The sequence below is a fragment of the Candidimonas nitroreducens genome (genome assembly GCF_002209565.1).
GTDB classification, from domain to species: Bacteria; Pseudomonadota; Gammaproteobacteria; order Burkholderiales; family Burkholderiaceae_B; genus Candidimonas; species Candidimonas nitroreducens.
Genome location: NZ_NJIH01000013.1, coordinates 98,985 through 125,396, shown reverse-complemented (window position 1 = coordinate 125,396; position 26,412 = coordinate 98,985). Strand labels below are relative to the sequence as shown.

The window sequence follows — 26,412 nt, the reverse complement described above, 5'->3', positions numbered from 1 at the left end:
GGTTAACCTGGGTTAACGATTTTATGAGACATATGAAAATCTAGTTGATTGATACTACAGGAAAAATTTCAGAGCTAAGGCGCGGACTCATAATCCGTTGGTGCCGTGTTCGACTCACGGGGGGGGCACCAGGAATACCAGGCGCTTGGGCCACCCTTCGGGGTGGCCTTTGCTATTGGTGCCGGATCTCAATTACCATCCCGAGCTATATCCAGCAGTTGCGCCAGCAAGACGGGCAATGCCGCCTGCAGCGTATCCCAAACAACATCTAAATTGATATCAAAGTACCCGTGCGCAATGCGATTACGCATGCCACGAATGTTGCGCCACGGGACTTCCGGACGCGCTTGCGCAAACTCGGGGTAGTTGTCCATTACCTTAGCTGCAGCCTCACCCAAAACAATGAGATTCAAGATAACGGCTTGTTGAGTGCGTTTGTCAGCCAGGAAGCCCGGCTTGTCCATCCCATCCACATAGTCAAGCGCATCGGCCGCAGCTTGCTGCATGTGACCGATGTAGTCGGGCAAGCGGCTCTCAATCATATCGGCCTGGCTTCCGCCAATACCTTTGCTCGGAATTTCGCTGGTAAGTCGGCCGGAGTAAGAAGATCAACGGGGACGCCAAGTAGCGTTTGCAACGCATCTTGCAACCCTCCCAGGTCGAACAAGGTAGCCCCAGGCAAGGCATCAACCAAGATATCGAGATCGCTGCCATCCCGATCGGTGCCGCGCACAACGGAGCCGAATACACGCGGATTCGCCGCGCGAAAGCGGCCAGTCGCCTCACGTATGGCGATTCGCTTCATATCGAGAGCTACCGACGGTCGCATGGATCCACCCTACGCAGCGCACCTCACAACTGGACTGGTAATTTTATGCGATATACCTTCATCTCGGCACAACTGTCGCCAGGCGTGACAAGCCGTTGCCTACACTGCCGTCAGCCCTGTTTATCGGGGCCACAACTCGCTTGAGCTTAAAAATATATATATAAATATTGTTTTTATATATATTTTTGCCTAGAATGCCCCTGACGGCACTTTCATTCCGGGTGTGCGGCGCTATTGGGCCGCACACCCGGCATCCGGCACGGCCGGGCGCGGCCTCCTTCATCCCATACACAGACACAGGTAAACACCCATGCGCTACGTACGTTTCATCTTCGAAGGCAAGAAACACCTGGGCGCCCGCGAGGGCGACAAGATCCGCATCCTGGGCGATGCATCGCTGGAATCGCTGCTGGCCCAGGGCGCAGACCTGGAAACCCACGCGTCGGGCAAGACGGGCGGGCAGCTGGTTTCGGAGCAAGACGTCACCTTCCTGCCGGTACTCGAGCGCCCCACCAAGATTTTCTGCATCGGCCTGAACTACGCCGACCACACCAAGGAAAGCAAGTACGAGCAGCCCACCTACCCCACTATCTTCCCGCGCTACCACACCAGCCTGGTGGGCCACGGCCAGCCCATCGTCCGCCCCAAGGTTTCCGACAGTCTGGACTATGAAGGCGAAATGGCGGTGGTGCTGAAAAAGGGCGGCCGCCACATCGCCAAGGCCGACGCGCTGGACTGCGTGGGCGGCTACGCGCTGTTCAACGACGGCTCTGTGCGCGAATACCAGTTCCTGACGCCGCAATGGACCGTGGGCAAGAATTTCGACGCCACCGGCGGCTTCGGGCCCGAGCTGGTAACCCCCAGCGAAGTGCCGCCGGGCGGGCGCGGCCTGCAGCTGGAAACGCGCCTGAACGGCAAGGTGGTGCAGTCGGCCAATACCGAAACCATGATCTTCGACGTTCCCACGCTGATTTCCGTGATCAGCGACGCCATCTCGCTGGAACCTGGCGATGTCATCGTCACCGGCACGCCCAGCGGCATCGGCTGGGCGCGCGAGCCCAAGCTGCTGATGCATGCGGGCGACGTCTGCGAAGTGTCACTGACGGGCTTTGCGCCGCTGCGCAATCCCATCGTTGATGAAGGCGCGCAAGGGCAAGGCTAGGCCGGCTCGCAAGACTAGGGCCGGCGCTGGGTTGGCGCCGCCAATGTGCACCGCAAACGTGCGCCGCACCAACGTGCGCCGCGCCAATGTGCGCCGCGCCAATGTGCAATTCCTAACCGTCAATCTTGGGGCCGGCTGACCCCAAGCGCCATGCTTCAAGCCCCGGCCCGCAAGCAGCCGCCACGCAGAACCGCCACGCAGGAGATACGCATCCATGGATCAGCATCACGCACAGCCGGGCTCCGCAGCATCCGGCGCCACGCCGGCCGGGCATGCCGCCGTGCATTCGATCGACCATTACGCGCTGACGGTGCCCGATATCGCCGTTGCGCGGCAATTCTTCACAGCCTTCGGGCTGGGCGTGACCGACGTGGCCGACGGCCTGGAGCTGCGCGCCGCCGACGGCCACCGCTGGGCCCGGATACTGCCCGGCGCGCGCAAGGCGCTGGCCTACCTGAGCCTCAATTGCCATGCCGCCGACCTGGAACGCATCCGCGCCCAGCTGGCCGCGGCGGGCGCGCGATCGGCCGACGGCCATCCGTACGCGCGACGGGAGGCCGGTAATGCCGGCACCAGCACCAGCACCAGCATCGACACTAGCACCCGCAGCGATGTCCGCGGCGGCGGCGACGTGGACACCGGCCGCGATACCGACGGCATCTGGTTCTTCGATCCCGACGGCAATCTGCTGCAGATCAGGCCGGGCGCCAAGACCATGCCCGACACCAAGAGCCCGCTGGACAATATCCACGTGGCGGCGGACGAACGCGGCTCGCTCTGCCGCTCGCAGCTTGCGCAGATCCGGCCGCGGCGCCTGTCGCACGTGCTGCTGTTCACGCCGGACGTGCTGCGCGCCATGCGCTTTTATCAAGACGCGCTGGGGCTGCGCCTGTCCGATCGATCAGGCGACATCATCGCCTTCATGCACGCGCCGCATGGCTGCGACCACCACCTGGTGGCCTTCGCCAAAAGCTCGGCGCGCGGCTGGCACCACGCCTCGTGGGATGTCGCCAGCGTCGACGAAGTCGGCCAGGGGGCCTCGCAGATGGCCGCGGCCGGCTACAAGCAGGGCTGGGGCACCGGGCGCCACGTGCTGGGCTCGAACTTCTTCCATTACGTGCTGGATCCTTGGGGCTCGTTCTGCGAATACTCGGCCGACATCGACTACATTTCAGCCGGCAGCAACTGGCCGGCCGGCGACTACCCGCCCGAAGATTCGCTGTACCAATGGGGCCCCGACGTCCCGCCCTATTTCATCCACAACACGGAAGCCGCAGCGGAACCCGCACATGAGTGAAGCACGAGGCGCCGCGGCGCAGGCCGGGCCCGAGCCCGGCGGCCGCACACAGGCCTCGATACTCGAACAGGCCCTGCGCCAGGATCTGATCAACGGCCGCTTCGAAGCCGGCGCCAAGCTGCGCCTGAAAGATCTCTCCGCCCGATACGGGGCCGGCGTCATTCCCTTGCGCGAGGCCTTGTCGCGCCTGTGCGCCAGCGGCTTCGTGGTGGCGGTGGATCAGAAAGGTTTTCGCGTCGCCGAGTTGTCGAAAGACGATTTGCGCGACATCACGCTGGCGCGCCAGCAGATCGAATCATTAGCCCTGCGCGAGGCAATCGCTCGGGCCGACCCCCAATGGGAAGGCGAGGTGGTCGCCGCCCTGCACCGCATCCGGCGTATGGCGATTACCGTGCCGGGCCAGGACAGGCAGATGAGCCCCGACTGGGAAAACGCTCATACCGAATTCCACGCCACGCTGCTCAAGGGCTGCGGATCCGTTTGGCTGCAGCGTTTTTCCACGCAGCTGCGCGACCAGACTTCCCGCTACCGCTATCTGTCGCTGGCCGTGGCCAGGCCGGAACGCGGCAGCGAGGTACGCACCGAGCACCAGGCCATCGTCGACGCGATACTGGCCGGCGATGCCGACCAGGCTTGCGAATTGCTGACGCGCCATTATCAAACCACGGCCGACCTGCTGCTGGCGCACATGGGCGCGGCACGCCCCGCGACCTGATCGAGCAAGGCCTCGCCCGCGGCGGGCCACGCCGCGCCGCGCCAGGCGACGTGCTGGTCGGGACGCACCAGGGTGTAGCGCGCGCCGTATAAGCTGGGCAGGGCGGGCTCGGCGCGCTGCACCACCTGCAAGGGCACGCCGCGCAGGGCGGCATGCCGCCGCGCCAGATCCAGCTCTGCGCAAGATGCATCGGGCATGGCCAGCAGCGTGAAGCCGGCGCCGAAATGGTCGTACAGCGAGCTGCCGTCGTGCATCCAGGCGTGCGGCGCCAGGCGGCCGGGCATGGCGGACGGCACGTAATTGATGAAGTCCGCCGCTGCCGCGCCGCCCTCTTCGGCCGCGACGACCGGCGAGTTCACGTAGCTGTCGCCCAGCACCACGCCCAAGGTGGAAAATTCCCGCAGCTTGGCCGCAGCGATGCGCGCGCCGACCTGCCGGCGCACATTGTCACCTTCAGGCCCTTCGGCTTCCAGGCCTTCGGCCACGAGCTGGTTGCCCAGCACCGCATGGTTGGCCACCGATTCGTCCAGCACCCGCAGATGCACCGGGCGGCGCTCGGCTTCGTAGCTGTCGAGCAAAACCGCACCGCCCCAGCCCTGCAGCACCGCCGCCAGCTTCCAGCCCAGATCGACACCGTCCGCAATGCCCATGTTCATGCCGTAGCCGCCGAACGGCGGATGCAGGTGGCAGGCGTCGCCGGCCAGGAACACCCGGCGCTCGCGATAGCGGTCGCAGATCAGCCGACTGGCCACCCATTCGTCGGTGCTCAGCACCTCGTAGGGCAAGTCGATGCCGGTGGCGCGGCGGATCAAGGCGCCGGCGTCCAGCTCACCGCGGCTCATGTTCTCGGGAACCTTGGTGGGCATGAAGAACCACTTGTCGCCGCGATCCATGGGCCCGATCAGACTCGGGGCGTCGCTGTTGATCTGCCAGTACATGATGGCGGGCCCATGCCGGTGCGCCGCAGCCAGCCCCGGCGCGCGAAAGACAATGTTGTAGTTGCGCGAAAGCCCGTACTCGCCCTGCATGGTTCCGCCTATGGCGGCGCGCACGGAACTGCGCGCGCCGTCGGCGCCGACCAGGAAGTCCACCGCGACCTCGCTGCTGGCGCCGCCTGCGCGGTCGAACAGGACGGCACGCACGCCGCGGCCGTCCTGCTCGAGCGACTTGAATTCGCAGTTGAAGCGCAGCTCCACGCCCGGCAGCGACTGGGCGTGTTCGCGCATGACCTCTTCCACGCGATACTGCGGGATCCATTGCGCATGTTCCGAATACAAGGGATTGCGTCCAGGCGCGCAGTAAAAGGCATTATCGAAGCGCGCCAGCTCGGCACCGGCCAGCCGCGTGACGAACAGCACATTGGAGGGATAGTCCACACCCAGGGGCGAGGCGGCCCGCAGCTTGCCGGCAATGCCCCAGCGGCGCATATGTTCGCGGGTGCGCACATTGGTGGTCTTGGCGCGCGGCGCGTAACCCACCCGGTCGTTGCGCTCGACCAGCAGGCACGGTATGCCGCGATGCCCCAGCTCTATGGCCAAGGCCAGCCCCACCGGGCCGGCACCCACGATCAGCACGCGGGCGCGACGCGGGGAAGTAAGGGAAATCTCAGAGGACATGAATACTCCTGCGGGCCGCCAAGGCCGCCATAGGCTTGAAGTTAAGCTCGAAGACTCGATTGCAGCCGCCGGCAGCTACAATGTATCTACATCGAAAAATACCGGCGCCCGCAAGGCGGCGCACGGTGCGCCGCAACCCGGACTTGCGAGGCATTCTACGGAGCCCCAGGAGATTCAGTAAGAGTACAATATGGCTCATCTGATACCAAAAATGAATCGCTAATGAAATGCCGATGCCGCGAAGCTTCGGCAGCGGTGGCCACGCAAGGCGACAACCCGGACGAGGAGACGGGCCCGGCCCATGCCGCCGGGCCGGCAAACGCACATGAAATTCAACGCCGTCAGAAATTTCATCGCGGTGGCCGAGCGCGGCAGCCTGCGCGCCGCCGCGCGCCATCTGGACATCCCCCAGCCGGCCATTACCCGCAGCATCCACGAACTGGAAAAAGAGCTGGGCGTGCCCTTGTTCGAGCGCAGCCACAAAGGTGTGCAACTGACGCCGATGGGCCAGACGTTCCTGCGCCGCGCCAACGCGGCCTGCAACGAGCTGCAGCTGGCCAAGGAAGAAATCGGCCAACTGCGCGGCCAGGCGCATGGCACCGTCACCATCTGCCTGTCGAGCGTGCCGCACCTGGCGCTGCTGCCCGAGGCCTTGCGACCCTTCCGCGCCCGCTTTCCCGGCGTGGCCCTGCGCATCATCGACGCCGTGTTTCCGCACGTCGAGGCATCGCTGAAGGACGGCACCATCGACTGCTACATCGGCCCCCTGCCCGCCCAGGTGCCGGTCGAGCTGCACAGTGAAAAACTGTTCGACAACACCCGCATCATCCTGGGCCGCAAAGGCCATCCGCTGGCGCGCGCCCGTTCGCTGCGCGAGCTGGTCGATGCCGAATGGATCACCACCTCCATCACGCACAAGGCCGAAGAAGAACTGGGGCCGCTGTTCGCCAAGCATGGCCTGCCCGCGCCGCGGCTGGTGATGCGCGCGCAGTCCTCGCTGACCTTCCTGGTGTCGATGGCCTACTCCGACCTGCTGATGATGATGCCGGTGCAATGGGTGCAAATCCCGTTGTGGAAGGACGTGCTGGAACCGATATACGTGCGCGAGTCCCTGCCCGCCCCGCCTATCTGCCTGGTGCAGCGCGCCGGCATGCCCCTGACGCCGGCCGCCGATTATTTCTGCACCCTGATCAGGCGCGCCGGCGGCCGGGTGCATCCGCAGGCTCCGCCGCACTGAATGGTGTATGCATGGCGGGTGCATGCCGGGCCTGCCGCGCACGCACCGCGCATAGGCTTACTGGGCTTGGATCCCGGCGGTATCGACCACCTTTTTCCAACGCGCCAGGTCGTGCTTGATGAGGCTGGAGAACTCGGCGGCGGAACTGGTGTGCACCGACAGCCCCAGTTCGGCCAGCTGGGCCTTGACCTGGCTGGCATTCATGACCGCGACGAAATCCCGGTTCAGGCCCTCGACGATCGCCGGCGGCGTGCCGGCGGGCGCCATCACGCCGTACCAGGCGTCCACCCCGTCCATGAAATCGATGCCCTGCTCGCGGAACGTGGGCACGTCGGGAATCAGCGGATCGCGCTGTGCGCCGCTGACGGCCAGCAGGCGCACCCGCTTGTCCTTCAGGAAAGGCAGCATGGTGTGTACGGTGGTGAACATCATCTGCACCTCGCCGCCCACCAAGCCGGTCAGCGCCCCGGCAATACCTTTATAGGGCACGTGCGCAATGTGCAGGCCCAAGTGCGACTTGAACAGTTCCATGGCCAGGTGCTGCGGCGTGCCGGTGCCGGGCGTGGCGTAGTTGACGTGTCCGTCCTGCGTCTTCACATAGGCGATCAGCGATTTCATGTCGTGCGCCGGCACCTTGGGGTTGATGGCAAAGGTATAGCCCGCGGTGGCCAGCTTGGCCACGGGCGCGAAGCCGCGCACCGGATCGAAGGGCAGATTGCGGTGCAGGGACGGCGTCATCGTGAAGGAATTGATGGCCATCAGCAGCGTGTAGCCGTCGGGCGCGGCGACGGCCACCTGGCGCGCGCCGATGTCGCCGCTGGCGCCGGGCTTGTTGACGACGATTACCGGCTGGCCCCAGCGCGCCTCGAGCTTGGGAGCGATGATGCGCGCAATGATGTCGCTGCCGCTGCTGGGCGTGAACGGCACCACCAGCGTCACGGGCCTGCTCGGGAATGCCGCGGCGTCGCGCGCGCCGGCGGCGCCGGGGACGGCCGCCGCCGACAAGGCTGCGGCAAATGCCAGGGAGGTCAGGATCTTCATGGATGTTCCTTGGGGGTTCACAGTTTCAGGATGCGCTCGGCGTTCAAATGGGCCAGCTTGGCGCGGTCGGTGTCGGCAATCGGCAGGGACTCGAACCAGCTGGAGGCCGCGACATTCGACTCGAAGGGGTAGTCGACGGAGAACAGCATGTTGTCGAAGCCGACGATGCTGGCCGTACACATGAGTTCGGGCGTGGAAAACACCCCCGCCGTGGTCACGCTGAAATGGTCGAGGAAGTATTCGCGCACCGATTTCTTCAGTTGCGGATACTTGGGCGTGAGCCGGCCGTCGGCGCGCCACAGCGCGAAGGGCAGCAGCTCGCCCATGTGGCCGATGATCATCCTGAGCCGCGGATAGCGGTCGAACACCCCGCTCAGGATCAGCCGCAGCACGTGCGTGCCGGTTTCCACGGCATAGCCCCAGGGCGCATAGCCCAGCGACGGATAGTCTTTGTAATAGGCCTCGTAGACCGCGGGATGCGGGTTGGCCGGGTGCAAGTAGATGGGCACGTCCAGCGCCTCGGCCGCCTCGAAGATCGGCCAGAAGCGCTGCTGGTCGAGATAGGCGCCGCGCGTATGGCCGTTTATCATCGCCCCCTTGAAGCCGAGCTGGCGCACCGAACGCTCCAGTTCGCGCGCCGCCTCGGCCGGTTCGGGCGTGGCCAGGGTGGCGAAGCCGGCAAAGCGGTCGGGATGCAGGGCCACGGCCTCGGCCAGGTAATCATTGGCGGCGCAGGCCAGCGACACGGCCAGGCGCCCATCGGTCATGTCCTGCACGCCCGGCTTGGTGTGCGACAGCACCTGCATGGTGATGCCGGCCTCGTCCATGGACTGGATGCGCGCATCGCCCAGCTCGTCCAGGCCGGGCACGCGCGAGGGCGACAGCAGCGCGCGGTCGACCTCGTCATACGTAGCGGCCACGCCGGCATGCAGGAAATGCTCTTCGAGTGCGATCAGGCGAGCGGGCCGCCTGGGAGGTGTGGGGCTGGTGAGGTTCATGCTGTATCTACGCCTGAAATGATGTGGTGAATCGAATGTGCGGGGCCAAATGCGCGCTAACCCGGGCCTTTCCGCCGCGGCGCGGCATCAACCCCGGCCGGCGGCGCGCTCATGGCGCCGCGTCTTCGGCCGCGCGCTGCTGCTCGGCCGCGATCAGCGCATCGAGCGCGCGCTGGCAGCGCACCGGCCCGATGTCGATCTCGAGCAGCACCGGGGAAACCCCCGGATGCCGGCGTATGTTTTCCTGCTGGGCGGTAAGCATGGGATCGTCCTGATCCTTGAATGCATGGCGCCGCAGCTCGGCGATGCGGGCCTTCAAGGCCTCCTCGCCCTCGTCGGGCACCGCGCCCAGAGGCCCCTGGCGCGCCGCCGCGGTGAAGTAATGGGTGGTATCCGCCGTTTCGGGGGTAAGAATATGGCACCCCAGCTGGCCCGAGAATTCCTCGCGGTCGGTGCCGGGCGCATAGGTTCCGACGTCATTGAGCACTGCGGCCGGCGCGCTCCAGCGTATCGACTGCCACATATTCACCGCGGCGCCGTCGCGCTTGAACAGCAGGTCGCGCAGCAGCGGCGGCTGGACGTTGTACATGTCGCGCCGCACGTGGATGTAGGGGCCGTCCTGATGCACCTTGATCTCGGCGGGTACGGTTTCGGCGTTGCCCAGCAGGCCGTCGTGCAGAAACGAGGCATGGCTCAGATCCATCAGGTTGTCGACGACGTACCGATAATTGGCCCGCATCAGGATCGTGTCGCGCCGGCCCACGTCATGCCCCGAGCCCGGATCCAGGTAAGCGAATTCGGGGATCAGATCCTCGTCGGGGGGCTCGTCGCCCATCCAGATCCAGGCCAGCGTATGGCGCTCCACCAGCGGATAGGCCCGCACCCTGCAATTGCGCGAAATGCGGCCGCTGCCGTGGGGGTTCCTGACACACTGGCCCGTGGCATCGAACTCCAGCCCGTGATAGCCGCATTGCAGGCGGCCGTCCGGCAGCAGCCTGCCCAGGCGCAAAGGCGCCAGGCGGTGCGGACACATATCGTCCAGCGCCACCGCCCTGCCGGCCGGATCCCGGAACAGCACCAGAGGCTCGTCGAGCAGCGTGCGCGCGAGCAGGCTGCCCGGCTGCAAATCTTCCGACCACGCCGCCGCATACCAGCAATTCCTCAAATAGGCCATATCGCCCACCTCCAAACCCGAACAGATCTGCGCATCCTAACCAGGGTGGGTGTATCGAGGAAGATGGCAATTGGCGCCAGCCGATAACAATATCAAATCACCTTCGGAGCCCTTTGCGGCGGCCCGGAGCCGCCGGCGGGGCCATCCGATCGCCACGGCCCCGATTTGCATGCCGTCCCCACAAGGATCACAATGGAGCCCCCTTTCGGCCGACCGCCTGCCTCTATATGGCGCTCGGCCTCTACGCATGCCCGGATCGCGCAAGCCCGATCCCGCCCAGATGAACGACACCGCCTTCAGTTTGAAAAAAATCGCCGTCGCGGCCTTCGGGCCGGCCTTGCTGTTCAGCATAGGAGAAGGCGCAATTCTTCCCATCATCGCGCTCAGCGCCCGCAACGAAGGCGCCTCGGTTGCCCTGGCCGGGCTGATCGTGGGCCTGATCGGCATCGGCTCGCTGGTCAGCAACATCCCCGCGGCGATGTTCATCGCCCGCTATGGCGAACGGCTGGCCATGGTCTGGGCCGCCGCGCTGAGCGTGGTCGCGCTGATTCTGTGCCTGATACCGGGCCAGGTCTGGCTGCTGGCGGTGGGCGTCTTCATGGTGGGCATGGCCACCTCGGTGCTGCTGCTGGCGCGGCAGACCTACCTGATCGAGGCCGTGCCGGCGCACATGCGCGCGCGAGCCATGTCGACGCTGGGCGGAACGCGGCGCATCGGCATATTCGCCGGCCCGTTCATCGGTGCGGCGACCATGCACTTCACGGGGCTGCCCGGCGCCTACTGGGTAGGCATCGTGGCGATCTTCGCCTCGGGCGTGCTGGCCTATATGATCCCCGATCTGGAAGACCACAAGCCCGGAGCCGCGGGCGCACCGGCCGCGCCCAAGATCGTCCACATCCTGCGCGCCCATTGGAAGGTCTACTGCACCCTGGGCTTCGGCATATTATTGGTCAGTGCGCTGCGCGCCTCGCGCCAGATCGTAATCCCGCTGTGGGCCGACCACCTGGGCATCAGCCCCACGGCCACCTCGATCATCTACGGCATGGTGGCGGCCATCGACGTACTGGCCTTCTACCCTTCCGGCAAGGCCATGGATCGCCACGGCCGCTTCTATGTGGCGTTGCCTTCGGTGCTGATCATGGGCCTGTCCATGATGTTGATACCCGCCACGGTGGGCATGTGGAGCTTCCTGATCGTGTCGATGGCAATAGGCCTGGGCAACGGCATAGGCTCGGGCATCGTCATGACGCTGGGCGCCGACGCCTCGCCGCGCGAGGGCCGCACCCAGTTCCTGGGGGTCTGGCGCATGATCGCCGACATCGGCGCCAGTGGCGCGCCCGCCGTGCTGTCGGCCATTACGGCGCTGGCTTCGCTGGCGCTGGGCGTGCTTGCCACCGGACTGCTGGGGTTCATGGCCGCCGCCGTGTTCTGGCGCTGGCTGCCACGATCCAAGTCGCAGCCGCAGCCGCGCTGAAAGGCGCTACTACTGGAGCCGAACCCATGAAGCACATCATGCAGTACATCAGGCAAATCAATCAGCGCCGCATGACTGCCTTCTATCTGTCCTCGCACGGGGACATCGGCGGCGACCCGGCACAGCACCAGATAGAAGTCTTCAAGCCGCTAGCGGATCGGCCGCGCTCGCTGCGCGAAATGTTTGCCGATCTGGAATACGAGGCCGACGCCGAAGACGACAACCCCTGAACCCGCACGCGGCTCAGCGGCCCTTGATGCCGGCTGCGCGGATCACGCGGCCCCATTTCGCCATTTCGGAATCGATGAATTTGCGGAACACGGCGGCATTGCCGGGGCGTGGCTCCATGCCCTGCGACAGCAGCCGCTGGTAGATGTGCGGGTCGTGCAGCGCATTGTTGATCTGCGTGTCCAGGCGGTCGACGATGGCCTTGGGCACGCCGGACGGCGCCATGAAGCCGTACCAGCCCGCGGCGACCACCTTGGGAAAGCCCTGCTCGGGCAAAGTGTGCGCCTGCGGATAGATGGCACTGCGTTCGGCCGAGGCCACGCCCAGCACCCGCAGCCTGCCGCTCTGTATGTGCGGCAGGGCCGCCGTGATGGCAGTAAGCGTCGCATCGATGCGCCCGCCCGCGAGCAGGTCGGTGTACGCCGCAACGTCGCCGCGATACTGCACCACGATGCCTTTCGAGCCCGATTCGCGCAGCACCAGCTCGGCCGCCAGGTGCGGCAGCGAGCCGTAGCCGGGCGAGCCGAAGGTCAGGCCGTGGGGCTGCGATTTACCGTAGGCGATGAGTTCCTGCGCCGTCTTCGCCGGAGACTTGGCGTTGACGATCAGGAACAGCGGCACCGTGATCGCCATGGCCACGGGCTGCAGATCTTTCCTGGGATCGTAGCTGAGCTTGCCGTACAGCGATTCCAGCGTCGAATAAGGCGCGGCGGCGTACAGGATGGTATAGCCGTCGGCGGGCGCGTGCGCCACGAAATTATTGCCCACGCGGGTACCCGCGCCGGTCTTGTTCTCGACCACGAAGGCCTGCCCCAGGTGTTGCGCCAGGTAGTCCCCGATCAGCCTCGCGGACAGATCGTTGGGGCCCCCGGCCCCGTACGGGGAAACAATCTTCACCGGGCGGGAGGGCCAGCCGTCCTGGGCAAAGACACGTGGCATCGCGCCGGCGCAGATACCCGCGGCAGTCGCACCCAGCAGCGTCCTTCGGTTGATTTTCATGCATGTCTCCTGAGTTCGAATAAGAATAAAAATGCAGAACCAAGGATAGAGTGTGTCAAACTATTCACACAAGCTTGAATTTCTTGATTATCTAGAAGGCTAAGTTATAAATTGATTTCCGCCCGCCACCAGCGGGCATCGACACCAAGAGGACACCTCATGGCACCCGAAGTTACGCTCAGGCAGCTGCGTGCATTCATGGCCGTACTCGAGCGCGGCAGTTTTTCGGAAGCTGCCGAAGCCATGCATTTGTCGCAGGCGGCGCTCAGCGGCCTGGTCAAGGAACTGGAGGGCCGTCTGGGCGTACGCCTGCTGGATCGCAATACGCGCAGCGTCGGCGCGTCGGTGGTCGGCACCGCGTTCGAGCCCATGGTGCGGCGCGTGCTCGCCGATCTCGACGAAGCGCTGAAGAACATCACCAACCTGAAGGAGCTGCGCCGCGGACTGGTGCGCGTGGCCGCGCCCGAGACGCTGTCGTGCACTCTGCTGCCCGAACTGATTGCAGGCTACGGCCGGCGCCACCCGGGTGTCGACATACGTTTCGACGATGTGCCGATCGAGGGGGTGCTGGCGGGCCTGCACGGCGGCAGCGCGGACATAGGCTTCGGGCCGGCCGGGGTGCTGACGGACGACGCGGTGCAAGCGCACCTGATCCGCATCGACCCCCTGTGGGCCGCGCTGCGCCCGGACGACCCGCTGGCGGCCGGCGCCGCGGTGAAGTGGAAGGATCTGCGCGAGCGGCAGCTGATCAACTACATGCCCAATCTGGCGCTCAATGTGCTGAGCCATGTGCCGCCGCGCCATCACCCCAGGGACATCATGCCGGTACACCGCGTCAACACGGCGCTTTCGATGCTGCGTGTGCGCCCCGGGTACGCGATCTGCCCGTCGATGGCGCATTCACTGGTGGAAGGCTTCGGGCTGGTCTTCCGCCCTCTGCTGCAGCCCACCGTCACATGGCACATCGCGATCTTCACGCGCGATCGCTCGTGCCTTTCGCCTGCGGTGGAGAGCTTTCTCGACTACACGCTGGAAAGCGCCACAAGCCCGGACGACGACGAGCCGACGCGCCGGGGCGGCACGCGCTAGGCGCCGGCGGCTGGTGCTGGCTCCGGCTCCGGCTCCGGCAATAAATAAGATTACCCTATAAATACCTCGGAATTCTCGTCTTGTCTGATAAAAAGCGGCCAGGTATCGTAGGCGCTCCAGCCTCGGGCATCCGCCGCGGCACGGCAAGCGCGGGCCTGCGCGCGGCACACGCCGCTTAGCCCGGCGCCGGCGCCAAACGAACCATGAATGCCGCAGGCGCAATGCATCGCACAGCTTCCTGCCGAACCCGCCACGCAGCCCATGACCCAGCCAGACACCGACTTCCCCGATCTCGATTCATTCCTCTCGCCGGCCTCGATAGCCATCGTCGGCGCCTCGGCCACGGCCGGCAAGATCGGCGCGGCGCCCTTGCGCTACCTGCTCAAGCACGGCTATGACGGCGACATCTACCCGGTCAACCCGCGCGGCGGGGAAATCGCAGGGCGGACGGCCTACACATCGCTGCGGGCAATAGGCCGGCCTGTCGATCTGGCCATCTTCGCGATCCCCGCCTCCGCCGCCCTGGAGGCACTGCACGATGCGATCGCCGCGGGCGTGCGCAACATCGTCGTGTTCTCGGCCGGTTTCGCTGAAATGGGCCAGCAAGGCGCGCAGGCGCAACGCCGCTACGCCGACACGGCGGCGGCTGCCGGCATCCGCGTGCTGGGCCCGAACTGCCTGGGTTTCATGAACATCGCCCGCTCGGTCTACGCAACCTTCTCCCCCGTGGTGTCGACCGGGCTCACCAGGCCGGGCAAGGTCGGCATCGTCAGCCAGAGCGGCGCCTTCGGAGCCTATGCCTACGCCATGGCGCGGCAGCGCAACGTCGGCCTGTCCGCCTGGGTGACGACCGGCAATGAATCGGACATCGACGTCGCCGCCTGCATCGCCTGGATGGCGCGCGACCCGGCAACGCGCATCATCATGGCCTACCTGGAGGGCTGCCGCGACGGCGCCAGGCTGCGGCGCGCGCTGGATCTGGCGCGCAGCGCGGGCAAGCCCGTAGTGCTGGTGAAAGTGGGCAGAACCGCACTGGGCGCCGCAACGGCCGCCTCGCACACCGCAGCGCTGGCGGGCGACGACGCCGCCTACGACGCGCTGTTCCGGCAGCACGGCGCTTGGCGGGCGCGCAATATAGAGGAATTCTTCGACATCGCCCATTGCGTGGCGGTTTCGGGCCTGCCGGCCCGGCCCCAGGTCGGGCTGCTGACCGTCTCGGGCGGGGTCGGCGTCATGATGGCCGATGACGCGGCCGCGGCCGGCCTGGATGTGGCCGAGCTGCCCGCAGCCGCGCAGGCGAAGATCCGGGCGCGCGTGCCTTTTGCCAGCACGCGCAACCCCGTGGACCTGACCGGCCAAGTGACGGCCGAACCGGAACTGCTGGAAGCCGCGGCCCGCATCATGCTGGGCGAGGCCGGCCACGGCAGCCTGCTGATCTTTCTTGCGGCCTTCGGCAGCACGCCGGCCATGCAGGATATGCAGCGGCAACTGGCGCGAGACCTGCGGCGCGAATTCCCCGATCGCCTGCTGATGTTCGGCATGCTGGCCGACGCGACGCAACAGCACGCGCTCGAAGCCCTGGGCTGCCTGTGCTTCGCCGACCCGGCACGCGCCATCCGCGTACTGGCCGCCATGAACTTCTTTCGCGTCCAACTACAGTGTCCGGCGGCGGAAGCGGTACCCGCCACGGCGCAGGCCGCGCTGCCGCCCGGCCCTTATAACGAGGCCGAGGCCATGGCGCTGCTGCGCGGCTGCGGCATACCCGCCGTGCCGTCTCGTGTCGCCGACAGCCGCGAGACGGCCATGGCGCATGCGCGCGCTCTCGGCTTTCCCGTGGCGATGAAAGTGCTGTCGCCCGACATCACGCACAAAAGCGACGTCGGCGGGGTGGCCCTGAACGTGGCCGACGCGGACGAAGCCGGCCGCAGCTATGAGCGCATCTTGACCGCCGCCGCGTCCGCCGCCCCCGGCGCGCAGGTCGACGGCGTGCTGGTGGCGCCGATGATACGCGGCGGCGTGGAATTGATACTCGGGGTGCGCCGCGATCCAGCCCTGGGCGCGATCGTAATGCTGGGATCCGGCGGTGTGCAGGCCGAGTTGACCGGCGACGTGGCGCTGCGCCTGGCCCCGGTGGATCGGCGCCAGGCGCACGCCATGATCGACGAAATCAAGACCGCGCCCCTGCTGCGCGGCTTCCGCGGTGCCGCGCCCGCCGACGAGGAGGCCCTGGCCGATGCCATCGTGCGCCTGTCGCGGTTCGCGCTGAGCGCCGGCGACACGCTGGAGTCGGCGGAGCTGAACCCCTTGGTCGTGCTGCCCCGCGGCCAGGGAGCCATGGCGCTGGATGCCGTGGTGCTGACCCGCAAGGCACAGCCTGCATCGTCGCCCGAACCTGCATCCTCGCCCACGCCTGCCCCCTCGCCTGCGCCCAAGACTTCGTCCATGCCCGCGTCTTCCCCCATGCCCACGACTTCCTCCACACCCACGACTTCCCCCATGCCCACGACTTCCTCCTCGCCCGCGGCTTCGCCCGCCCGCCAGGCAGTGATCGCGACCCTGCCGCTGTTCGAAATGGCACGCATGCGCGCCGCCAATACCCCACGCCGGCATCCCGTGCAAGGCTTTGCCGGCGACAGCCCCACATCGGGCATGCGCTGGGTCAACCAGTTCACACACACCCGGCGCCTGCGCGGCCCGCAAGACAAGGAAGTCGTCACGCCCAACAACGACACGCTGTTCACCAATGCCTGGCTGGATCTGTCGGCGGGCCCGCTGGTCATCGACGTGCCGGAAATGGGCGAACGCTACTGGGTGCTGGGCTTTCTCGACGCCTGGACCAACCCCTGGGCCTACGCCGGACGGCGCACCACCGGCGGCGCCGCGCAGCGCCTGTTCGTGCACGGCCCGGGCTGGACGGGCGAAACGCCGCCCGGCATGCACTGCATCAGCGCACCGGGCGACGATGTGTGGGTCATCGGCCGCATCCTGGTGGATGCCGATCCCGAGGATCTGCAGTGGGTGCATGCCTTGCAGGATCGCTACGCCATCCTGCGGCCGGACGGTTCGACGGCGCTGTCGCGCATCGACACGCTGTTGGGCAGCCATGGCGCGGGCGTGCCGCAGGCGGACGAATACCTGCATGTGCTGCGAACCATGCTGGCTCGCAACCCGCCGTGCGCTCCGCTGCCTGGCTGGCCGCCCTCGCCCGCGCAATTGCAGCAGGCCCTGGCCGCGGTCTACACCGAGCTGCGCGAAACCTCCCATGCTTCGGAACTGGGCGGAGGCTGGACGACCGCCGTTACTGTGCGCCACAGCTTCGGCGACGACCTGCTGACGCGGGCGCGCGTGGCGCGCAACTGGATAGGCACGCTGGGCATAGACGAGGCCATGTACATCATGGCCGAGGTGGACGACGAAGGCGCGGCGCTTTGCGGGGCACGGCGCTATGTGCTGCGCTTCGCGCCCGGCGGCATGCCGGATGTGGGCGCGTTCTGGTCCATTACGCTATATGGCCGCCGCGACTGCCTGCTGGTGGACAACCCCATCGGCCGCCACTCCATCGGCGATCGAACCCGCGGCCTGCAGCGCGACGCGGACGGCGGCCTGAGCATCGCTATCCAGGCCGACGACCCGGGGCCAGGCAAGAACTGGCTGCCCGCGCCGCCCGCAGACGGGTTCTATCTGGTGCTGCGCCTGTACCAGCCCGGGCGCTCCCACCTGGAAGGGACGTTCGACTACCCGTCGGTAAGGTGCAGGGACTGCAGCGGCGCCTGACAGCGAACCCGGCACAAACCACAGGAAGGAACCAGACCATGTCCAAACCTCTGCAATCCCGGGTGGCCATCGTCACGGGCGCCGGCGCCGGGCTGGGCCGCAGCCACGCACTGGAACTGGCGCGCCACGGCGCACGGGTAGTAGTCAACGACCTGGGCACAGGAGCCCACGCCGTGGCCGAAGAAATTCGCCAGGCGGGCGGCGCGGCAATCGCCTGCGTGGCGGACGTGACGCGATACGAGGCCATGCAGGACATGGCGGCCCGCGTGCTTGGGGAATTCGGACGCATCGACATCCTCGTCAACAACGCGGGCATCCTGCGCGACCGTACATTCGCCAAAATGCCGCTCGACGATTTCCGCCTGGTGCTGGACGTGCACTTGATGGGCTCCGTGCATGCCGCCAAGGCGGTCTGGCCGCAGATGCAGGCGCAGCACCACGGACGCATCGTCATGACGACCTCGTCTTCGGGGCTTTACGGCAACTTCGGCCAGTCGAATTATGCCGCCGCCAAGATGGCGCTGGTCGGCCTGATGCAGACCCTGGCGCTGGAAGGGGCCAAGCACGACATTCGCGTCAACTGCCTGGCGCCCAGCGCCGCGACCGCCATGACCGAGGGCCTGCTGCCCGGGGACGCCGCATCGGTCCTGACGCCCGAGCGCGTCAGCCCCGCCCTGCTTGCCCTGGCGGGCGACGATGCCCCGACCCGCATGATCCTGCTGGCCGGCGGCGGCAGCTTCGAATGCGCCCACGTCACCATGACGCAAGGCATCCATATCGGCGGCGCGCAAGACCTCGCCGCAACGCTGTGCCGGCGGCTGAAGGAAGTCCAGGAGCAGGACGGCCAGTTCATCCCTGCCTCGGGCTGGGAGCAGCCACGGCACGAATTGGCCAAAGCCGCAGGCGAGCCGCGCTGAATCCCCCGGCTCCGCCGCGCCAGCCAAGCCGCAGCAGCAGTTCCACCCAGTCAGTTTGGCAGCATCAAGACGGCATCAGCTCGGCGAGGTCTGCCATTGCATCCAGTTGCATGAGCCGTTCGTACAAGCCATCGGGGTCATCGCTGCGGCCGGCGGTCGCCGCCGCGCAGTCCAGGAATTTACGGCGCAGCTCTCCCGGAGCCAGCGGACTGCCCGGGGTACCGCGCGCGGCATAGACTTCACCGCTGTCCAGCCGGGCGCCATCATGCAGCTCGACCACCAGGCGGTCACTGGCAGCCAGCGAGGGTTCGTCCGGGTTCACGCTGTCGACGGTGGCGATTTCCACCCGCCGCATCAATGACTGCACCTCGGCGCTTTGCACGAAGGCATCGTCCATCTGCTCGAGCCCGAGCCGATGCGCGGCCAGAGCCGCGGCCACGGCGAACTCGATGCTGAACTTGGCTTGCAAAGCGGTTTGCGGGGCGTGGTTGCGCAGCATGGCTGCCTGCGCCGTGCCGATCGTCACCCGTGCGCGCGCCACGTCGGCCGGGCGCAGGTCATGCTTGTCGCACAGGTCGAGCGCGGCATCGACGATACGATGCGCGGCAAAGCACATGGGATATTTCTTTACGGTCAGGCCCAGCCGCGCCAGGCGTAGGTCGGTGCCGAAAGCGGCGGCGCGGCGCGTATCCACCCTCCCGCGGGGCGACAGCGCCGCCAGCAGGCCTGCCGGATGCTCCAGCACGTCGGCCGAAGCCTGCAGGCCGGCTTCGGCCATGTCCGCCGCCATGATGCCGGCGGCCGCCGCCCTGCCCGCGTGGAAGGGCTTGACCATGCTGCCGAAATTGGCGACCACGCCCGCGGCAAGGCTGGCGGCGATGCCCAGCGCATGGGCGGCAAGGGCCGGATCGAGCCGGCGCAGGTTCACCACCGCCGCCGCCACACCCAGCACACCGAATACGGCAGTCGGATGCCAACCCTTGACATGGTGCTGATCCGCATCGCGGCCGATCAGTTCCGCCCACACCTCGTAGCCGACGACGTAGGCGCGCATCACATCCATGCCGCTGCGATGCAGCCGTTCGCCTTCGGCCAACAGGGCGGACACCAATACCGCGCTGGGATGGCCGCACAGCCCCACGTCGTCGAAGTCGAGCGCATGCGCCGCCGTGCCATTGACCAGCGCCGCGTCGCCGCTGCGGGCGTATTCAGGCCCCAGCAGTATGCGCGCATCGCCGCCGCGGCCCTGCTGCGCGGCGACATAGGCCCGCACCGCCTGCACTGCCGGTTCGCGCCGGCCCGCCAGCATGCAGGCCACCGTATCGGCGAAGCCTCCGCGCACCGCGGCCATGACGTCGCTCCCGGGATCGGCGAGCCCGCTGCTGGCATAGTGGGCCACCTGGCCCGTCAGACCCATGGCCGGCATCAATAAGACCTCGGCATGCCCAGCACATGCTCGCCGATGTACGCCAGGATCAGGTTGGTAGACACCGGGGCGATCTGCTGGATGCGCACCTCGCGCCACTTGCGCTCTACATCGTATTCGCGCGCGTAGCCGAAGCCGCCATGCGTCTGCATGCAGGCCTCGGCGGCATGCCAGGCCGCCTCGGAGGCCAGCAGCTTGGCGATGTTGGCGTCTTCCCCGCAAGGCTTGCCCGCCTCGAACAGCGCCGCGGCCTTGCGCAGCATCATGTCGGCCGCCTGCGTTTCGGCATAGGCGCGCGCAATGGGAAACTGCACGCCCTGGTTCTTGCCGATGGGCCTGTCGAAGACGATGCGCTCGCTCGCGTAGGCCGACGCGGTGCGGATGAACCAATGGGCATCGCCCAGGGACTCGTGCGATACCAGAATGCGTTCGGCGTTCATGCCGTCCATGATGCAGCGGAACCCCTTGCCCTCGGGCCCGATCAGATTGGCCACGGGCACTCGCATCTGGTCGAAGAATATTTCCGTCGTGTTGTGGTTGATCATCGCCGGCAGCCGGCGGATTTCCATGCCATTGCCGCGCGCTTCCTGCATGTCCACCAGCAGCACCGACAGGCCGTCGGTCTTTTTCTGTACCTGATCCACCGGCGTAGTGCGCACCAGCAGCAACATCAAGTCGGAATACAGTGCGCGCGAAGTCCAGACCTTCTGTCCGGACACCACATAGTGGTCGCCGTCACGCACCGCGCGCGTCTTCAATTTCGTGGTGTCCGTGCCCGTGGTCGGCTCCGTGACGCCAAATGCCTGCAGGCGCAGCTCGCCGCTGGCGATGCGCGGCAGATAGGCTTGTTTTTGCTCCGGGCTGCCATGGCGCAGCAAAGTGCCCATGGTGTACATCTGGGCATGGCATGCGGCCGCATAGCAGCCGGCGGCGTGGCACTCCTGCAGGATCACGCCGGCCGCGCGCACCGGCAGCCCCGCCCCGCCATACTCTTCGGGGATCAAGACCGCCAGATAGCCGCCCTCGGTCATGGCCCGCACGAACTCGTCGGGGTAAGCCTCTTTGGCGTCGATCTCGCGCCAGTACGATCCGGGAAAATCGGCACAGATGCGCCGTACCCCTTCGCGGATTTCGGGATAGTCTTCTCCCAGTTCTATGCATGTGTCGATAGCTTGGTCGCTCATGAGTCTCTCTGTTGCAATGAAAGAAAAGCCATCCGGAACGGCCGGACGAGGGGATCAGATCAATGGGCCGCACCGACGGGCGCGGCGGGGCTGCGGCCGGCCGGCCGATAGCCGGTGGGCAGGCCCGCCCGCGCAAGCGCGCCGTGCAGGGGTACGGACGGCAGATGATCGTGCAGGATGCGCCTGACCTCGAGCAGGCGCTGCAGATCCACACCCGTGCGCATGCCCAGGGATTCCAGCATGAAGCAAAGGTCTTCCATGACGATATTGCCCGTTGCGCCGGGTGCAAAAGGGCAGCCCCCGAGCCCGGCCAGCGACGCATCGAAGCGGCGCACGCCGCAGTCCAGGGCCGCAGCGACATTGGCCAGGCCTAGTCCGCGCGTATCATGGAAGTGCGCCCCCAAAGCCATCGCATCGCCCAGCGCACGCCGCACTGCACCGAAAACGGCACGCACCTGCGCCGGCCCGGCATAGCCCACGGTGTCGGCGATCAGCAGTTCGTCGGCGCCCGCCTCGGCCAATGCCTGGGCGTAGCGGCACACGTCATCCACCGCGATACTGCCTTCATAAGAGCAGCCCAGGGCCGTGGACAGACCGCCGATCAGCCTGGGCCGGGAGCCCGCGGGCAGCGACTTGAGCATGTCGGCGATGCGCCGGAAGTCCTCGACCGATTCCTCGCGTTCGCGCCGCACGTTCTTCAGATTGTGCGTGCGGCTTACCGACATCACGAAATTGAGCTTGTGCACACCCAAGGCCACCCCGCGCTCGGCCCCTTTCAGGTTCGGCACCAGGCCCACCACCGTCAGCCCCGGCAGGGCCAGGGCCCCAGCCACGACCTCGGAGGCATCGACGAACTGCGGTACCAGCTTCGGCGGCACGAACGAAGTGACTTCTATTTCATGCATGCCCGCGGCATGCTCGCAGCGGATCCAGTCTATTTTGGCGGAGGTGGGCAGGAACTCCTGCACCATCTGCAGCCCGTCGCGCAAACCGACCTCGCACACTTCGACGCAGTCGTCGCTGCTCCGAGCCATTGCCGTTCTTTCCTGTGCCATATCACCGCCCCTTGAACAGCGGCGCACGCTTCTCGTTGAATGCGCGCACGCCCTCGTGCCGATCTTCGGTTACCACCAAACGGTTATAGGCTTCTATTTCGTAGCGGTAGCCGCTGAGCAGATCCGTCTGCAAGCCGTGGTGCACCGACTTCTTCGCCTGGCGCACCGACAGCGGCGCATTGGCGGCTATCTCGCCCGCAGTGGCCAATACCCGGTCGCGCAGTTCGCCGACGCTGTCGCACAGCTGGTTCACCAGGCCCCATTGTTCGGCCTGCCCGGCGGAAAACGGCCGGGCCGAAAGAATCAATTCCTTGGCACGCCGCTCGCCCACCGCCCGCGCCAGGGTCTGCGTGCCGCCGCCGCCCGGCATGATGCCGAGACGGGTTTCGACCAGAGCAAAACGCGCCTGCCGCACCGCGTAGACGAAGTCGCAGCCCAGCACGGTTTCACAGCCGCCGCCATAAGCATGGCCGTTGACGGCCGCGATCACGGGCACGGGGCATTCCAGCAGCGCCACGAAAGCACGCTCGAACAGCTCGTGCTGGCGGCGCCACTGCTCGTCGCTCATGCCATTGCGCTCCTTCAGGTCGCCGCCGGCGCAGAAGGCCCGGTCGCCGCTGCCCGTCAATACCACGCAGCGTATGCCGGCGGCGTCCTCGGCCAGGCGCGTCCATAGATCCAGCAGCTCGCGGCCCATGAGGGTATTGATGGCATTGAGGGCCTGCGGCCGATCCAGCGCCACCCACAGCACATGCGGCTGCGGAGTGCCCACGGCAAGACATTGGTAGGCGGGAAATACTTCTTGAACACTCATTCAACTATCTCTCGAATCGGAACCAACGGACGACAGCGTGTCGGCGCCCAGGGCCGGCGAGCCGTGCGGGCCGTGGGGACGTTCGCCGTCGAACGACAGCGGCAGGCCGATCAGGGGGATGCTGGAGCCCGGCACCTGCCGCAGAATATCCAGCGCCCGGGTCTGCGGATGTTCCAGCATCTGACGCACGTTCTGCACCGGAGCGCAAGGGATGCCCTGCTCTTGCAGTAATGCGATCCAATGCGCATTGCCATGCCGCAGCATCTCTGGCTCGAGCAAGGCATACAGAGCCTGCGCGTTGCGCACCCTGTCCGGATTGCCGGCGAAACGCGGGTCATCCGCCCATTCGGGGTGGCGCAGCACGGTACAGAACCCGCGGAACAGGCCGTCGTTGCCCGCCGCCACGACCAGTTCGCCGTCAGCGGTGTCATAAGCGCGATAGGGCACGATGCCCACCTGCCCCGAGCCCGCCTTGCCGGGCAGCTGGCCGCCGGCCAGGAACTGCGCGGCATGCATCGTCATCCAGGCGGCCGCCGTCTCGAACAAGGAAACATCGACCACCGAGCCGCGGCCCGTGAGCTGGCGGCGCAGCAATGCCGAGACAATGCCCAGGGCCGCCCACATGCCGGTGCCCACGTCTATGATCGAGGGGCCGACGCGCACCGCGGGGCGTCCCGGTTCGCCCACCACGCTCATGATGCCGCCGAAGGCCTGCATCAGCGGGTCGTACCCGGGTTGGCCGGCCAAGGGCCCGCGCGCGCCGAAAGCCCCCAGATTGCAATACACCAGCGAGGGCTTGAGCGCCAGCATGTCCTGCGCGCCCAGGCCCAGCCCATCGAGCTGGCCGGGCCGCAGATTCTGCAGCACCGCATCGGCACGCGTGCGGATCAGGTCTTTCAGGGCATCGCGATCGGCGTCGTCGCGCAGATTGAGCACCACCGAACGCTTGCTGCGATTCAAGGCCTGAAAGGTCGCCGACGCGCCATCGACGAACGGCGGCCCCCATTTGCGCGCATCGTCGCCGCCGGGCTTCTCGATCTTGACGACCTGCGCACCCAGATCGCCCAGAACCTGCCCGGCGTACGGCGCCGCCACGCTGTGGCCGAGCTCGACCACGAGCATGCCGGCCAGGGGCCCCTTGGCATCGGCCGCCGCCTGCGTCATCGCGGCACCAAGCCAGACGCCTTGATCAGCTTGCCGGCCTTGTCAAAAGTGGCTTTCTGCAGGCGGGCGAAATCTTCCGGCTTGTCGGCCACCACCAGCAGCCCCATGGAAGAAAGCTTGTCGCGCACCTGCGGGGTGCGCAAGGCCGCGACGATCGCCGTATTCAGCGTCTGCACGATCGGCTTGGGCAAGCCGGCGGGGCCGAAGAAGCCCAGCCACGACGAAATCTCGAAACCCGGCAGGGCCTCGTCGATGGCGGGAACCTGCGGCAGGCCTTCGTAGCGGCTTTTCTCGGTAACGCCCAAGACCTTGAGCTTCTTGCTCTTGATGTAGGAGTCCACGGTGGCCAGGCTGGAGAAAATCAGCGGGATCTGCCCGCCCAGGACATCCACCGCCGCCGGGCCGCCGCCCTTATAGGGCACGTGCATCATGTCGGTACCGGCCAGCTCATTGAACAGCACACCCGCCAGGTGGTGCGGGGAACCGTTGCCCGAACTGCCGAACGAAACCTTGCCCGGATGCTGCTTCACATAGGTAACCAGTTCGGGAAGGGTGTTGGGCGGAAACGCGGGATTCGCCACCAGCACCACAATGTTCTTGACCGCCATCGTGATGGGCGTGAAATCGGTAATCGGGTTGTACGGCGGATTCTTGGTCATGAAATAGTTGGATGCATGCGTGGCATCGGTGCCCAGCACGATCGTGTAGCCGTCGGGCGCCGAATGCGCCACGTGCGCGGAGCCGATTTCGCCGCTGGCTCCGCCGCGGTTCTCGACGATCACGGGCTGATGCAGCGTGCCGCGCAGCTTGTCCGCGACCAGCCGCCCGACCAGATCCGTGGTGGCGCCCGGCGGGTAGGGAATCACCAGATGCAGGGGCTGATCGGGGTAAGCTTTTTGTGTAGCAGCGGGCGCGGCCGGCGCCACGCCGAGCAGCGTAGCCATCAGGCCGCAGCAGAATACGAGTGCACGGGATTGACTGCCCATACTTGTCTCCTCATTGTCGATGAATTGTCGGCGAGCATGTCGATGAACATGTCGTACGGTTGTCCGTACAATATATTAATCGAGTACCGGCCAAAAAGTAAAGGCCGGAAATACATGTGCCGGCGATATGCCGCAGCCGCGGGGTCTGCGGCGCATCGGGTCGCTATAGCTATACTATGCGCCATGCCTTCTTCCAGCAGTCCTCGCTACCAGCAATTGGCCGATGTACTGGCCCGCCACATCGAAAGCGGCCGCTACCCGGTCGGCAGCCTGCTGCCCCCGGAAACCGACCTGGCGCAGCAATACGACATGTCGCGCCACACGGTGCGCGAAGCCATACGCAGGCTCGCGGACATGGGCCTGATACTGCGCCGCCAGGGCGTCGGCACGGAAGTGCGCGCCAGGCAGCCCGAATCGCGCTATGTGGCAGCCTTGAATACATTGAGCGATCTGTTCCAATACACGCAACGCACCAAGCTCAAAGTGATGGGCGAGGAATGGGTGATCGCGGACGCAGAGCTGGCCGCGCAGCTGCATTGCGAACTGGGCCAGCGCTGGCTGAAGTTCCTGACCTGCCGCTACCCTACCGACGGAAAAATTCCCATCTCGTATACCGAGATTTTTGTCTATCCGATGTATGAAGGCATACGCGAACAGATCAATAACCGCAGCGCCTGGGTGCACGGCCTGATCGAAAGCGAATACGGGGAAAAGATCGTCGAGGCGCGCCAGGAAATCGAGCCGGTGCTGCTCAGCGCCGACATCGCGAAGCTGCTGCGCGCCTCGGCCGGCGCACCGGCCCTGCAGGTCAGGCGCTATTATTTCGGCGCCCAAGGACGGCTGCTGTCGTCGTCGAACAATATCTATCCGGAGAAGCGCTTCAAGATCAGCACCAGCTGGAGGCTGGAATGGGCCAAGTAGCCGCGCCGGGCACCCTCCCCAGCCAGGCCGCGCCCGTGGATTCCGGCGCCTTGCAGCGGCTGGCGGATTACGTCATGCCTTACGGCAAATACAAAGATCGCCCGCTCGCCGAGCTGCCTGGCCATTACCTGGGCTGGTTCGCCCGCAACGGTTTTCCCGAGGGCGAGCTGGGCCGCATGCTGGCGCTGATGTACGAACTGGATCACAACGGGCTGCGGGAACTGCTGCGCCCCTTGCGCGCCTCGGGCGGCGACCGCCGCGGCGGCGCCGAAACGTAAAGCCTCTATCTACACCTAACGCTTATTTCCCATA

General features: G+C 66.3%; 24 protein-coding genes and 1 tRNA gene. 12 read left to right on the top strand and 13 right to left on the bottom strand.

All coding sequences use genetic code 11. The features are described from left to right. The first annotated feature begins 5 nt into the window (after positions 1–5). Positions 6–131, top strand: a tRNA-Ile gene (locus CEY11_RS25455). A 57-nt stretch (positions 132–188) separates the two neighbouring features. Here the strand turns inward: CEY11_RS25455 and CEY11_RS21220 are convergent. Then, entirely contained in the window at positions 189–542 is a 354-nt protein-coding gene (locus tag CEY11_RS21220; RefSeq protein ID WP_088605420.1) for a HepT-like ribonuclease domain-containing protein, read from the bottom strand. Continuing rightward, the gene (locus tag CEY11_RS21215) at positions 539–829 is read right to left on the bottom strand and encodes a nucleotidyltransferase family protein (RefSeq protein ID WP_088605419.1); all 291 of its coding nucleotides are present in this window, start codon (positions 827–829) and stop codon (positions 539–541) included. Before CEY11_RS21215 ends, CEY11_RS21220 begins: the two co-directional genes overlap by 4 nt. A 310-nt stretch (positions 830–1,139) precedes the next feature. Here CEY11_RS21215 and CEY11_RS21210 point away from each other — a divergent pair, with 310 nt between their 5' ends. From CEY11_RS21210 to CEY11_RS21200, 3 genes are all read left to right on the top strand, one after another. Further along, positions 1,140–1,991: a fumarylacetoacetate hydrolase family protein gene (locus CEY11_RS21210; protein ID WP_088605418.1), complete on the top strand. Its 852-nt coding sequence runs from the start codon at positions 1,140–1,142 to the stop codon at positions 1,989–1,991. Positions 1,992–2,205: 214 nt separating this feature from the next. Beyond that, positions 2,206–3,288: a VOC family protein gene (locus CEY11_RS21205; RefSeq protein WP_088605417.1), complete on the top strand. Its 1,083-nt coding sequence runs from the start codon at positions 2,206–2,208 to the stop codon at positions 3,286–3,288. Beyond that, on the top strand, positions 3,281–4,003 hold the full coding sequence (locus tag CEY11_RS21200) for a GntR family transcriptional regulator (RefSeq protein WP_088605416.1): 723 nt from the start codon (positions 3,281–3,283) through the stop codon (positions 4,001–4,003). The genes CEY11_RS21205 and CEY11_RS21200 overlap by 8 nt, the downstream gene beginning before the upstream one ends. Here the strand turns inward: CEY11_RS21200 and CEY11_RS21195 are convergent. Next, entirely contained in the window at positions 3,946–5,619 is a 1,674-nt protein-coding gene (locus tag CEY11_RS21195) for an FAD-dependent monooxygenase (protein ID WP_088605415.1), read from the bottom strand. The two genes, CEY11_RS21200 and CEY11_RS21195, sit on opposite strands and share 58 nt — an antisense overlap. 325 nt (positions 5,620–5,944) lie before the next feature. On the opposite strand from CEY11_RS21195, the gene CEY11_RS21190 reads away from it, so the two are divergent. After that, positions 5,945–6,856, top strand: coding sequence for a LysR substrate-binding domain-containing protein (locus CEY11_RS21190; protein WP_088605483.1), 912 nt, complete (start codon positions 5,945–5,947; stop codon positions 6,854–6,856). 57 nt (positions 6,857–6,913) lie between these two features. Here the strand turns inward: CEY11_RS21190 and CEY11_RS21185 are convergent, their stop codons facing one another. From CEY11_RS21185 to CEY11_RS21175, 3 genes are all read right to left on the bottom strand, one after another. Continuing rightward, positions 6,914–7,897, bottom strand: a complete 984-nt coding sequence (locus CEY11_RS21185; protein WP_088605414.1) for a tripartite tricarboxylate transporter substrate binding protein — start codon at positions 7,895–7,897, stop codon at positions 6,914–6,916. A 17-nt stretch (positions 7,898–7,914) separates the two neighbouring features. Next, on the bottom strand, positions 7,915–8,895 hold the full coding sequence (locus CEY11_RS21180) for an amidohydrolase family protein (protein WP_088605413.1): 981 nt from the start codon (positions 8,893–8,895) through the stop codon (positions 7,915–7,917). 109 nt (positions 8,896–9,004) lie between these two features. Next, positions 9,005–10,069, bottom strand: coding sequence for an aromatic ring-hydroxylating dioxygenase subunit alpha (locus tag CEY11_RS21175; RefSeq protein WP_143322986.1), 1,065 nt, complete (start codon positions 10,067–10,069; stop codon positions 9,005–9,007). A 247-nt stretch (positions 10,070–10,316) separates the two neighbouring features. On the opposite strand from CEY11_RS21175, the gene CEY11_RS21170 reads away from it, so the two are divergent. Both CEY11_RS21170 and CEY11_RS21165 read left to right on the top strand, forming a co-directional pair. Next, on the top strand, positions 10,317–11,543 hold the full coding sequence (locus CEY11_RS21170) for an MFS transporter (RefSeq protein ID WP_233155012.1): 1,227 nt from the start codon (positions 10,317–10,319) through the stop codon (positions 11,541–11,543). Between the two features lie 26 nt (positions 11,544–11,569). Next, on the top strand, positions 11,570–11,773 hold the full coding sequence (locus tag CEY11_RS21165; protein WP_088605411.1) for a hypothetical protein: 204 nt from the start codon (positions 11,570–11,572) through the stop codon (positions 11,771–11,773). Positions 11,774–11,786: 13 nt separating this feature from the next. Here CEY11_RS21165 and CEY11_RS21160 read toward each other — a convergent pair whose 3' ends face one another. Next, positions 11,787–12,770 (bottom strand): Bug family tripartite tricarboxylate transporter substrate binding protein, encoded by a 984-nt coding sequence (locus CEY11_RS21160; RefSeq protein WP_088605410.1) that lies wholly within the window; start codon positions 12,768–12,770, stop codon positions 11,787–11,789. Positions 12,771–12,929: 159 nt separating this feature from the next. On the opposite strand from CEY11_RS21160, the gene CEY11_RS21155 reads away from it, so the two are divergent. From CEY11_RS21155 to CEY11_RS21145, 3 genes are all read left to right on the top strand, one after another. Continuing rightward, on the top strand, positions 12,930–13,859 hold the full coding sequence (locus CEY11_RS21155; RefSeq protein ID WP_088605409.1) for a LysR family transcriptional regulator: 930 nt from the start codon (positions 12,930–12,932) through the stop codon (positions 13,857–13,859). Between the two features lie 261 nt (positions 13,860–14,120). Then, the gene (locus CEY11_RS25830) at positions 14,121–17,633 is read left to right on the top strand and encodes an acetate--CoA ligase family protein (RefSeq protein ID WP_332888381.1); all 3,513 of its coding nucleotides are present in this window, start codon (positions 14,121–14,123) and stop codon (positions 17,631–17,633) included. Between the two features lie 38 nt (positions 17,634–17,671). Further along, entirely contained in the window at positions 17,672–18,550 is an 879-nt protein-coding gene (locus CEY11_RS21145) for an SDR family NAD(P)-dependent oxidoreductase (RefSeq protein WP_088605408.1), read from the top strand. Between the two features lie 64 nt (positions 18,551–18,614). Here CEY11_RS21145 and CEY11_RS21140 read toward each other — a convergent pair whose 3' ends face one another. From CEY11_RS21140 to CEY11_RS21115, 6 genes are read right to left on the bottom strand one after another with little or no spacing between them, the layout of a single operon-like run. Beyond that, positions 18,615–19,976 (bottom strand): MmgE/PrpD family protein, encoded by a 1,362-nt coding sequence (locus tag CEY11_RS21140; protein ID WP_088605407.1) that lies wholly within the window; start codon positions 19,974–19,976, stop codon positions 18,615–18,617. Then, on the bottom strand, positions 19,976–21,160 hold the full coding sequence (locus CEY11_RS21135) for an acyl-CoA dehydrogenase family protein (protein ID WP_088605406.1): 1,185 nt from the start codon (positions 21,158–21,160) through the stop codon (positions 19,976–19,978). Before CEY11_RS21135 ends, CEY11_RS21140 begins: the two co-directional genes overlap by 1 nt. A gap of 59 nt (positions 21,161–21,219) precedes the next feature. Beyond that, positions 21,220–22,194 carry a hydroxymethylglutaryl-CoA lyase gene (locus tag CEY11_RS21130; protein ID WP_088605405.1) on the bottom strand — a complete coding sequence of 325 codons (975 nt, stop codon included), beginning with the start codon at positions 22,192–22,194 and terminating at the stop codon, positions 21,220–21,222. A 22-nt stretch (positions 22,195–22,216) separates the two neighbouring features. Continuing rightward, entirely contained in the window at positions 22,217–23,029 is an 813-nt protein-coding gene (locus CEY11_RS21125; protein ID WP_088605404.1) for an enoyl-CoA hydratase/isomerase family protein, read from the bottom strand. Further along, positions 23,030–24,193, bottom strand: a complete 1,164-nt coding sequence (locus CEY11_RS21120) for a CaiB/BaiF CoA transferase family protein (protein ID WP_233155010.1) — start codon at positions 24,191–24,193, stop codon at positions 23,030–23,032. It abuts the gene before it with no gap. Continuing rightward, a complete protein-coding gene (locus tag CEY11_RS21115; protein WP_088605403.1) occupies positions 24,190–25,179 on the bottom strand; it encodes a Bug family tripartite tricarboxylate transporter substrate binding protein in 990 nt (329 codons plus the stop codon). The genes CEY11_RS21120 and CEY11_RS21115 overlap by 4 nt, the downstream gene beginning before the upstream one ends. 183 nt (positions 25,180–25,362) lie before the next feature. Here CEY11_RS21115 and CEY11_RS25450 point away from each other — a divergent pair, with 183 nt between their 5' ends. Both CEY11_RS25450 and CEY11_RS21105 read left to right on the top strand, forming a co-directional pair. Next, positions 25,363–26,100 carry a GntR family transcriptional regulator gene (locus CEY11_RS25450; RefSeq protein WP_158215403.1) on the top strand — a complete coding sequence of 246 codons (738 nt, stop codon included), beginning with the start codon at positions 25,363–25,365 and terminating at the stop codon, positions 26,098–26,100. Positions 26,101–26,135: 35 nt separating this feature from the next. Beyond that, positions 26,136–26,378: a DUF3820 family protein gene (locus CEY11_RS21105; protein WP_269845301.1), complete on the top strand. Its 243-nt coding sequence runs from the start codon at positions 26,136–26,138 to the stop codon at positions 26,376–26,378. The last annotated feature ends 34 nt before the right edge of the window (positions 26,379–26,412 follow it).

Bases quoted from the DNA above. Each gene is read 5' to 3' on its own strand.
- CEY11_RS21115 (WP_088605403.1), bottom strand. From the start codon at position 25,179: ATGGGCAGTCAATCCCGTGCACTCGTATTCTGCTGCGGCCTGATGGCT.
- CEY11_RS25450 (WP_158215403.1), top strand. From the start codon at position 25,363: ATGCCTTCTTCCAGCAGTCCTCGCTACCAGCAATTGGCCGATGTACTG.
- CEY11_RS21205 (WP_088605417.1), top strand. From the start codon at position 2,206: ATGGATCAGCATCACGCACAGCCGGGCTCCGCAGCATCCGGCGCCACG.
- CEY11_RS21170 (WP_233155012.1), top strand. From the start codon at position 10,317: ATGCCCGGATCGCGCAAGCCCGATCCCGCCCAGATGAACGACACCGCC.
- CEY11_RS25830 (WP_332888381.1), top strand. From the start codon at position 14,121: ATGACCCAGCCAGACACCGACTTCCCCGATCTCGATTCATTCCTCTCG.
- CEY11_RS21210 (WP_088605418.1), top strand. From the start codon at position 1,140: ATGCGCTACGTACGTTTCATCTTCGAAGGCAAGAAACACCTGGGCGCC.
- CEY11_RS21125 (WP_088605404.1), bottom strand. From the start codon at position 23,029: ATGAGTGTTCAAGAAGTATTTCCCGCCTACCAATGTCTTGCCGTGGGC.
- CEY11_RS21145 (WP_088605408.1), top strand. From the start codon at position 17,672: ATGTCCAAACCTCTGCAATCCCGGGTGGCCATCGTCACGGGCGCCGGC.
- CEY11_RS21155 (WP_088605409.1), top strand. From the start codon at position 12,930: ATGGCACCCGAAGTTACGCTCAGGCAGCTGCGTGCATTCATGGCCGTA.
- CEY11_RS21195 (WP_088605415.1), bottom strand. From the start codon at position 5,619: ATGTCCTCTGAGATTTCCCTTACTTCCCCGCGTCGCGCCCGCGTGCTG.
- CEY11_RS21140 (WP_088605407.1), bottom strand. From the start codon at position 19,976: ATGCCGGCCATGGGTCTGACGGGCCAGGTGGCCCACTATGCCAGCAGC.
- CEY11_RS21200 (WP_088605416.1), top strand. From the start codon at position 3,281: ATGAGTGAAGCACGAGGCGCCGCGGCGCAGGCCGGGCCCGAGCCCGGC.
- CEY11_RS21130 (WP_088605405.1), bottom strand. From the start codon at position 22,194: ATGGCTCGGAGCAGCGACGACTGCGTCGAAGTGTGCGAGGTCGGTTTG.
- CEY11_RS21185 (WP_088605414.1), bottom strand. From the start codon at position 7,897: ATGAAGATCCTGACCTCCCTGGCATTTGCCGCAGCCTTGTCGGCGGCG.
- CEY11_RS21135 (WP_088605406.1), bottom strand. From the start codon at position 21,160: ATGAGCGACCAAGCTATCGACACATGCATAGAACTGGGAGAAGACTAT.
- CEY11_RS21160 (WP_088605410.1), bottom strand. From the start codon at position 12,770: ATGAAAATCAACCGAAGGACGCTGCTGGGTGCGACTGCCGCGGGTATC.
- CEY11_RS21165 (WP_088605411.1), top strand. From the start codon at position 11,570: ATGAAGCACATCATGCAGTACATCAGGCAAATCAATCAGCGCCGCATG.
- CEY11_RS21175 (WP_143322986.1), bottom strand. From the start codon at position 10,069: ATGGCCTATTTGAGGAATTGCTGGTATGCGGCGGCGTGGTCGGAAGAT.
- CEY11_RS21190 (WP_088605483.1), top strand. From the start codon at position 5,945: ATGAAATTCAACGCCGTCAGAAATTTCATCGCGGTGGCCGAGCGCGGC.
- CEY11_RS21220 (WP_088605420.1), bottom strand. From the start codon at position 542: ATGATTGAGAGCCGCTTGCCCGACTACATCGGTCACATGCAGCAAGCT.
- CEY11_RS21215 (WP_088605419.1), bottom strand. From the start codon at position 829: ATGCGACCGTCGGTAGCTCTCGATATGAAGCGAATCGCCATACGTGAG.
- CEY11_RS21180 (WP_088605413.1), bottom strand. From the start codon at position 8,895: ATGAACCTCACCAGCCCCACACCTCCCAGGCGGCCCGCTCGCCTGATC.
- CEY11_RS21120 (WP_233155010.1), bottom strand. From the start codon at position 24,193: ATGACGCAGGCGGCGGCCGATGCCAAGGGGCCCCTGGCCGGCATGCTC.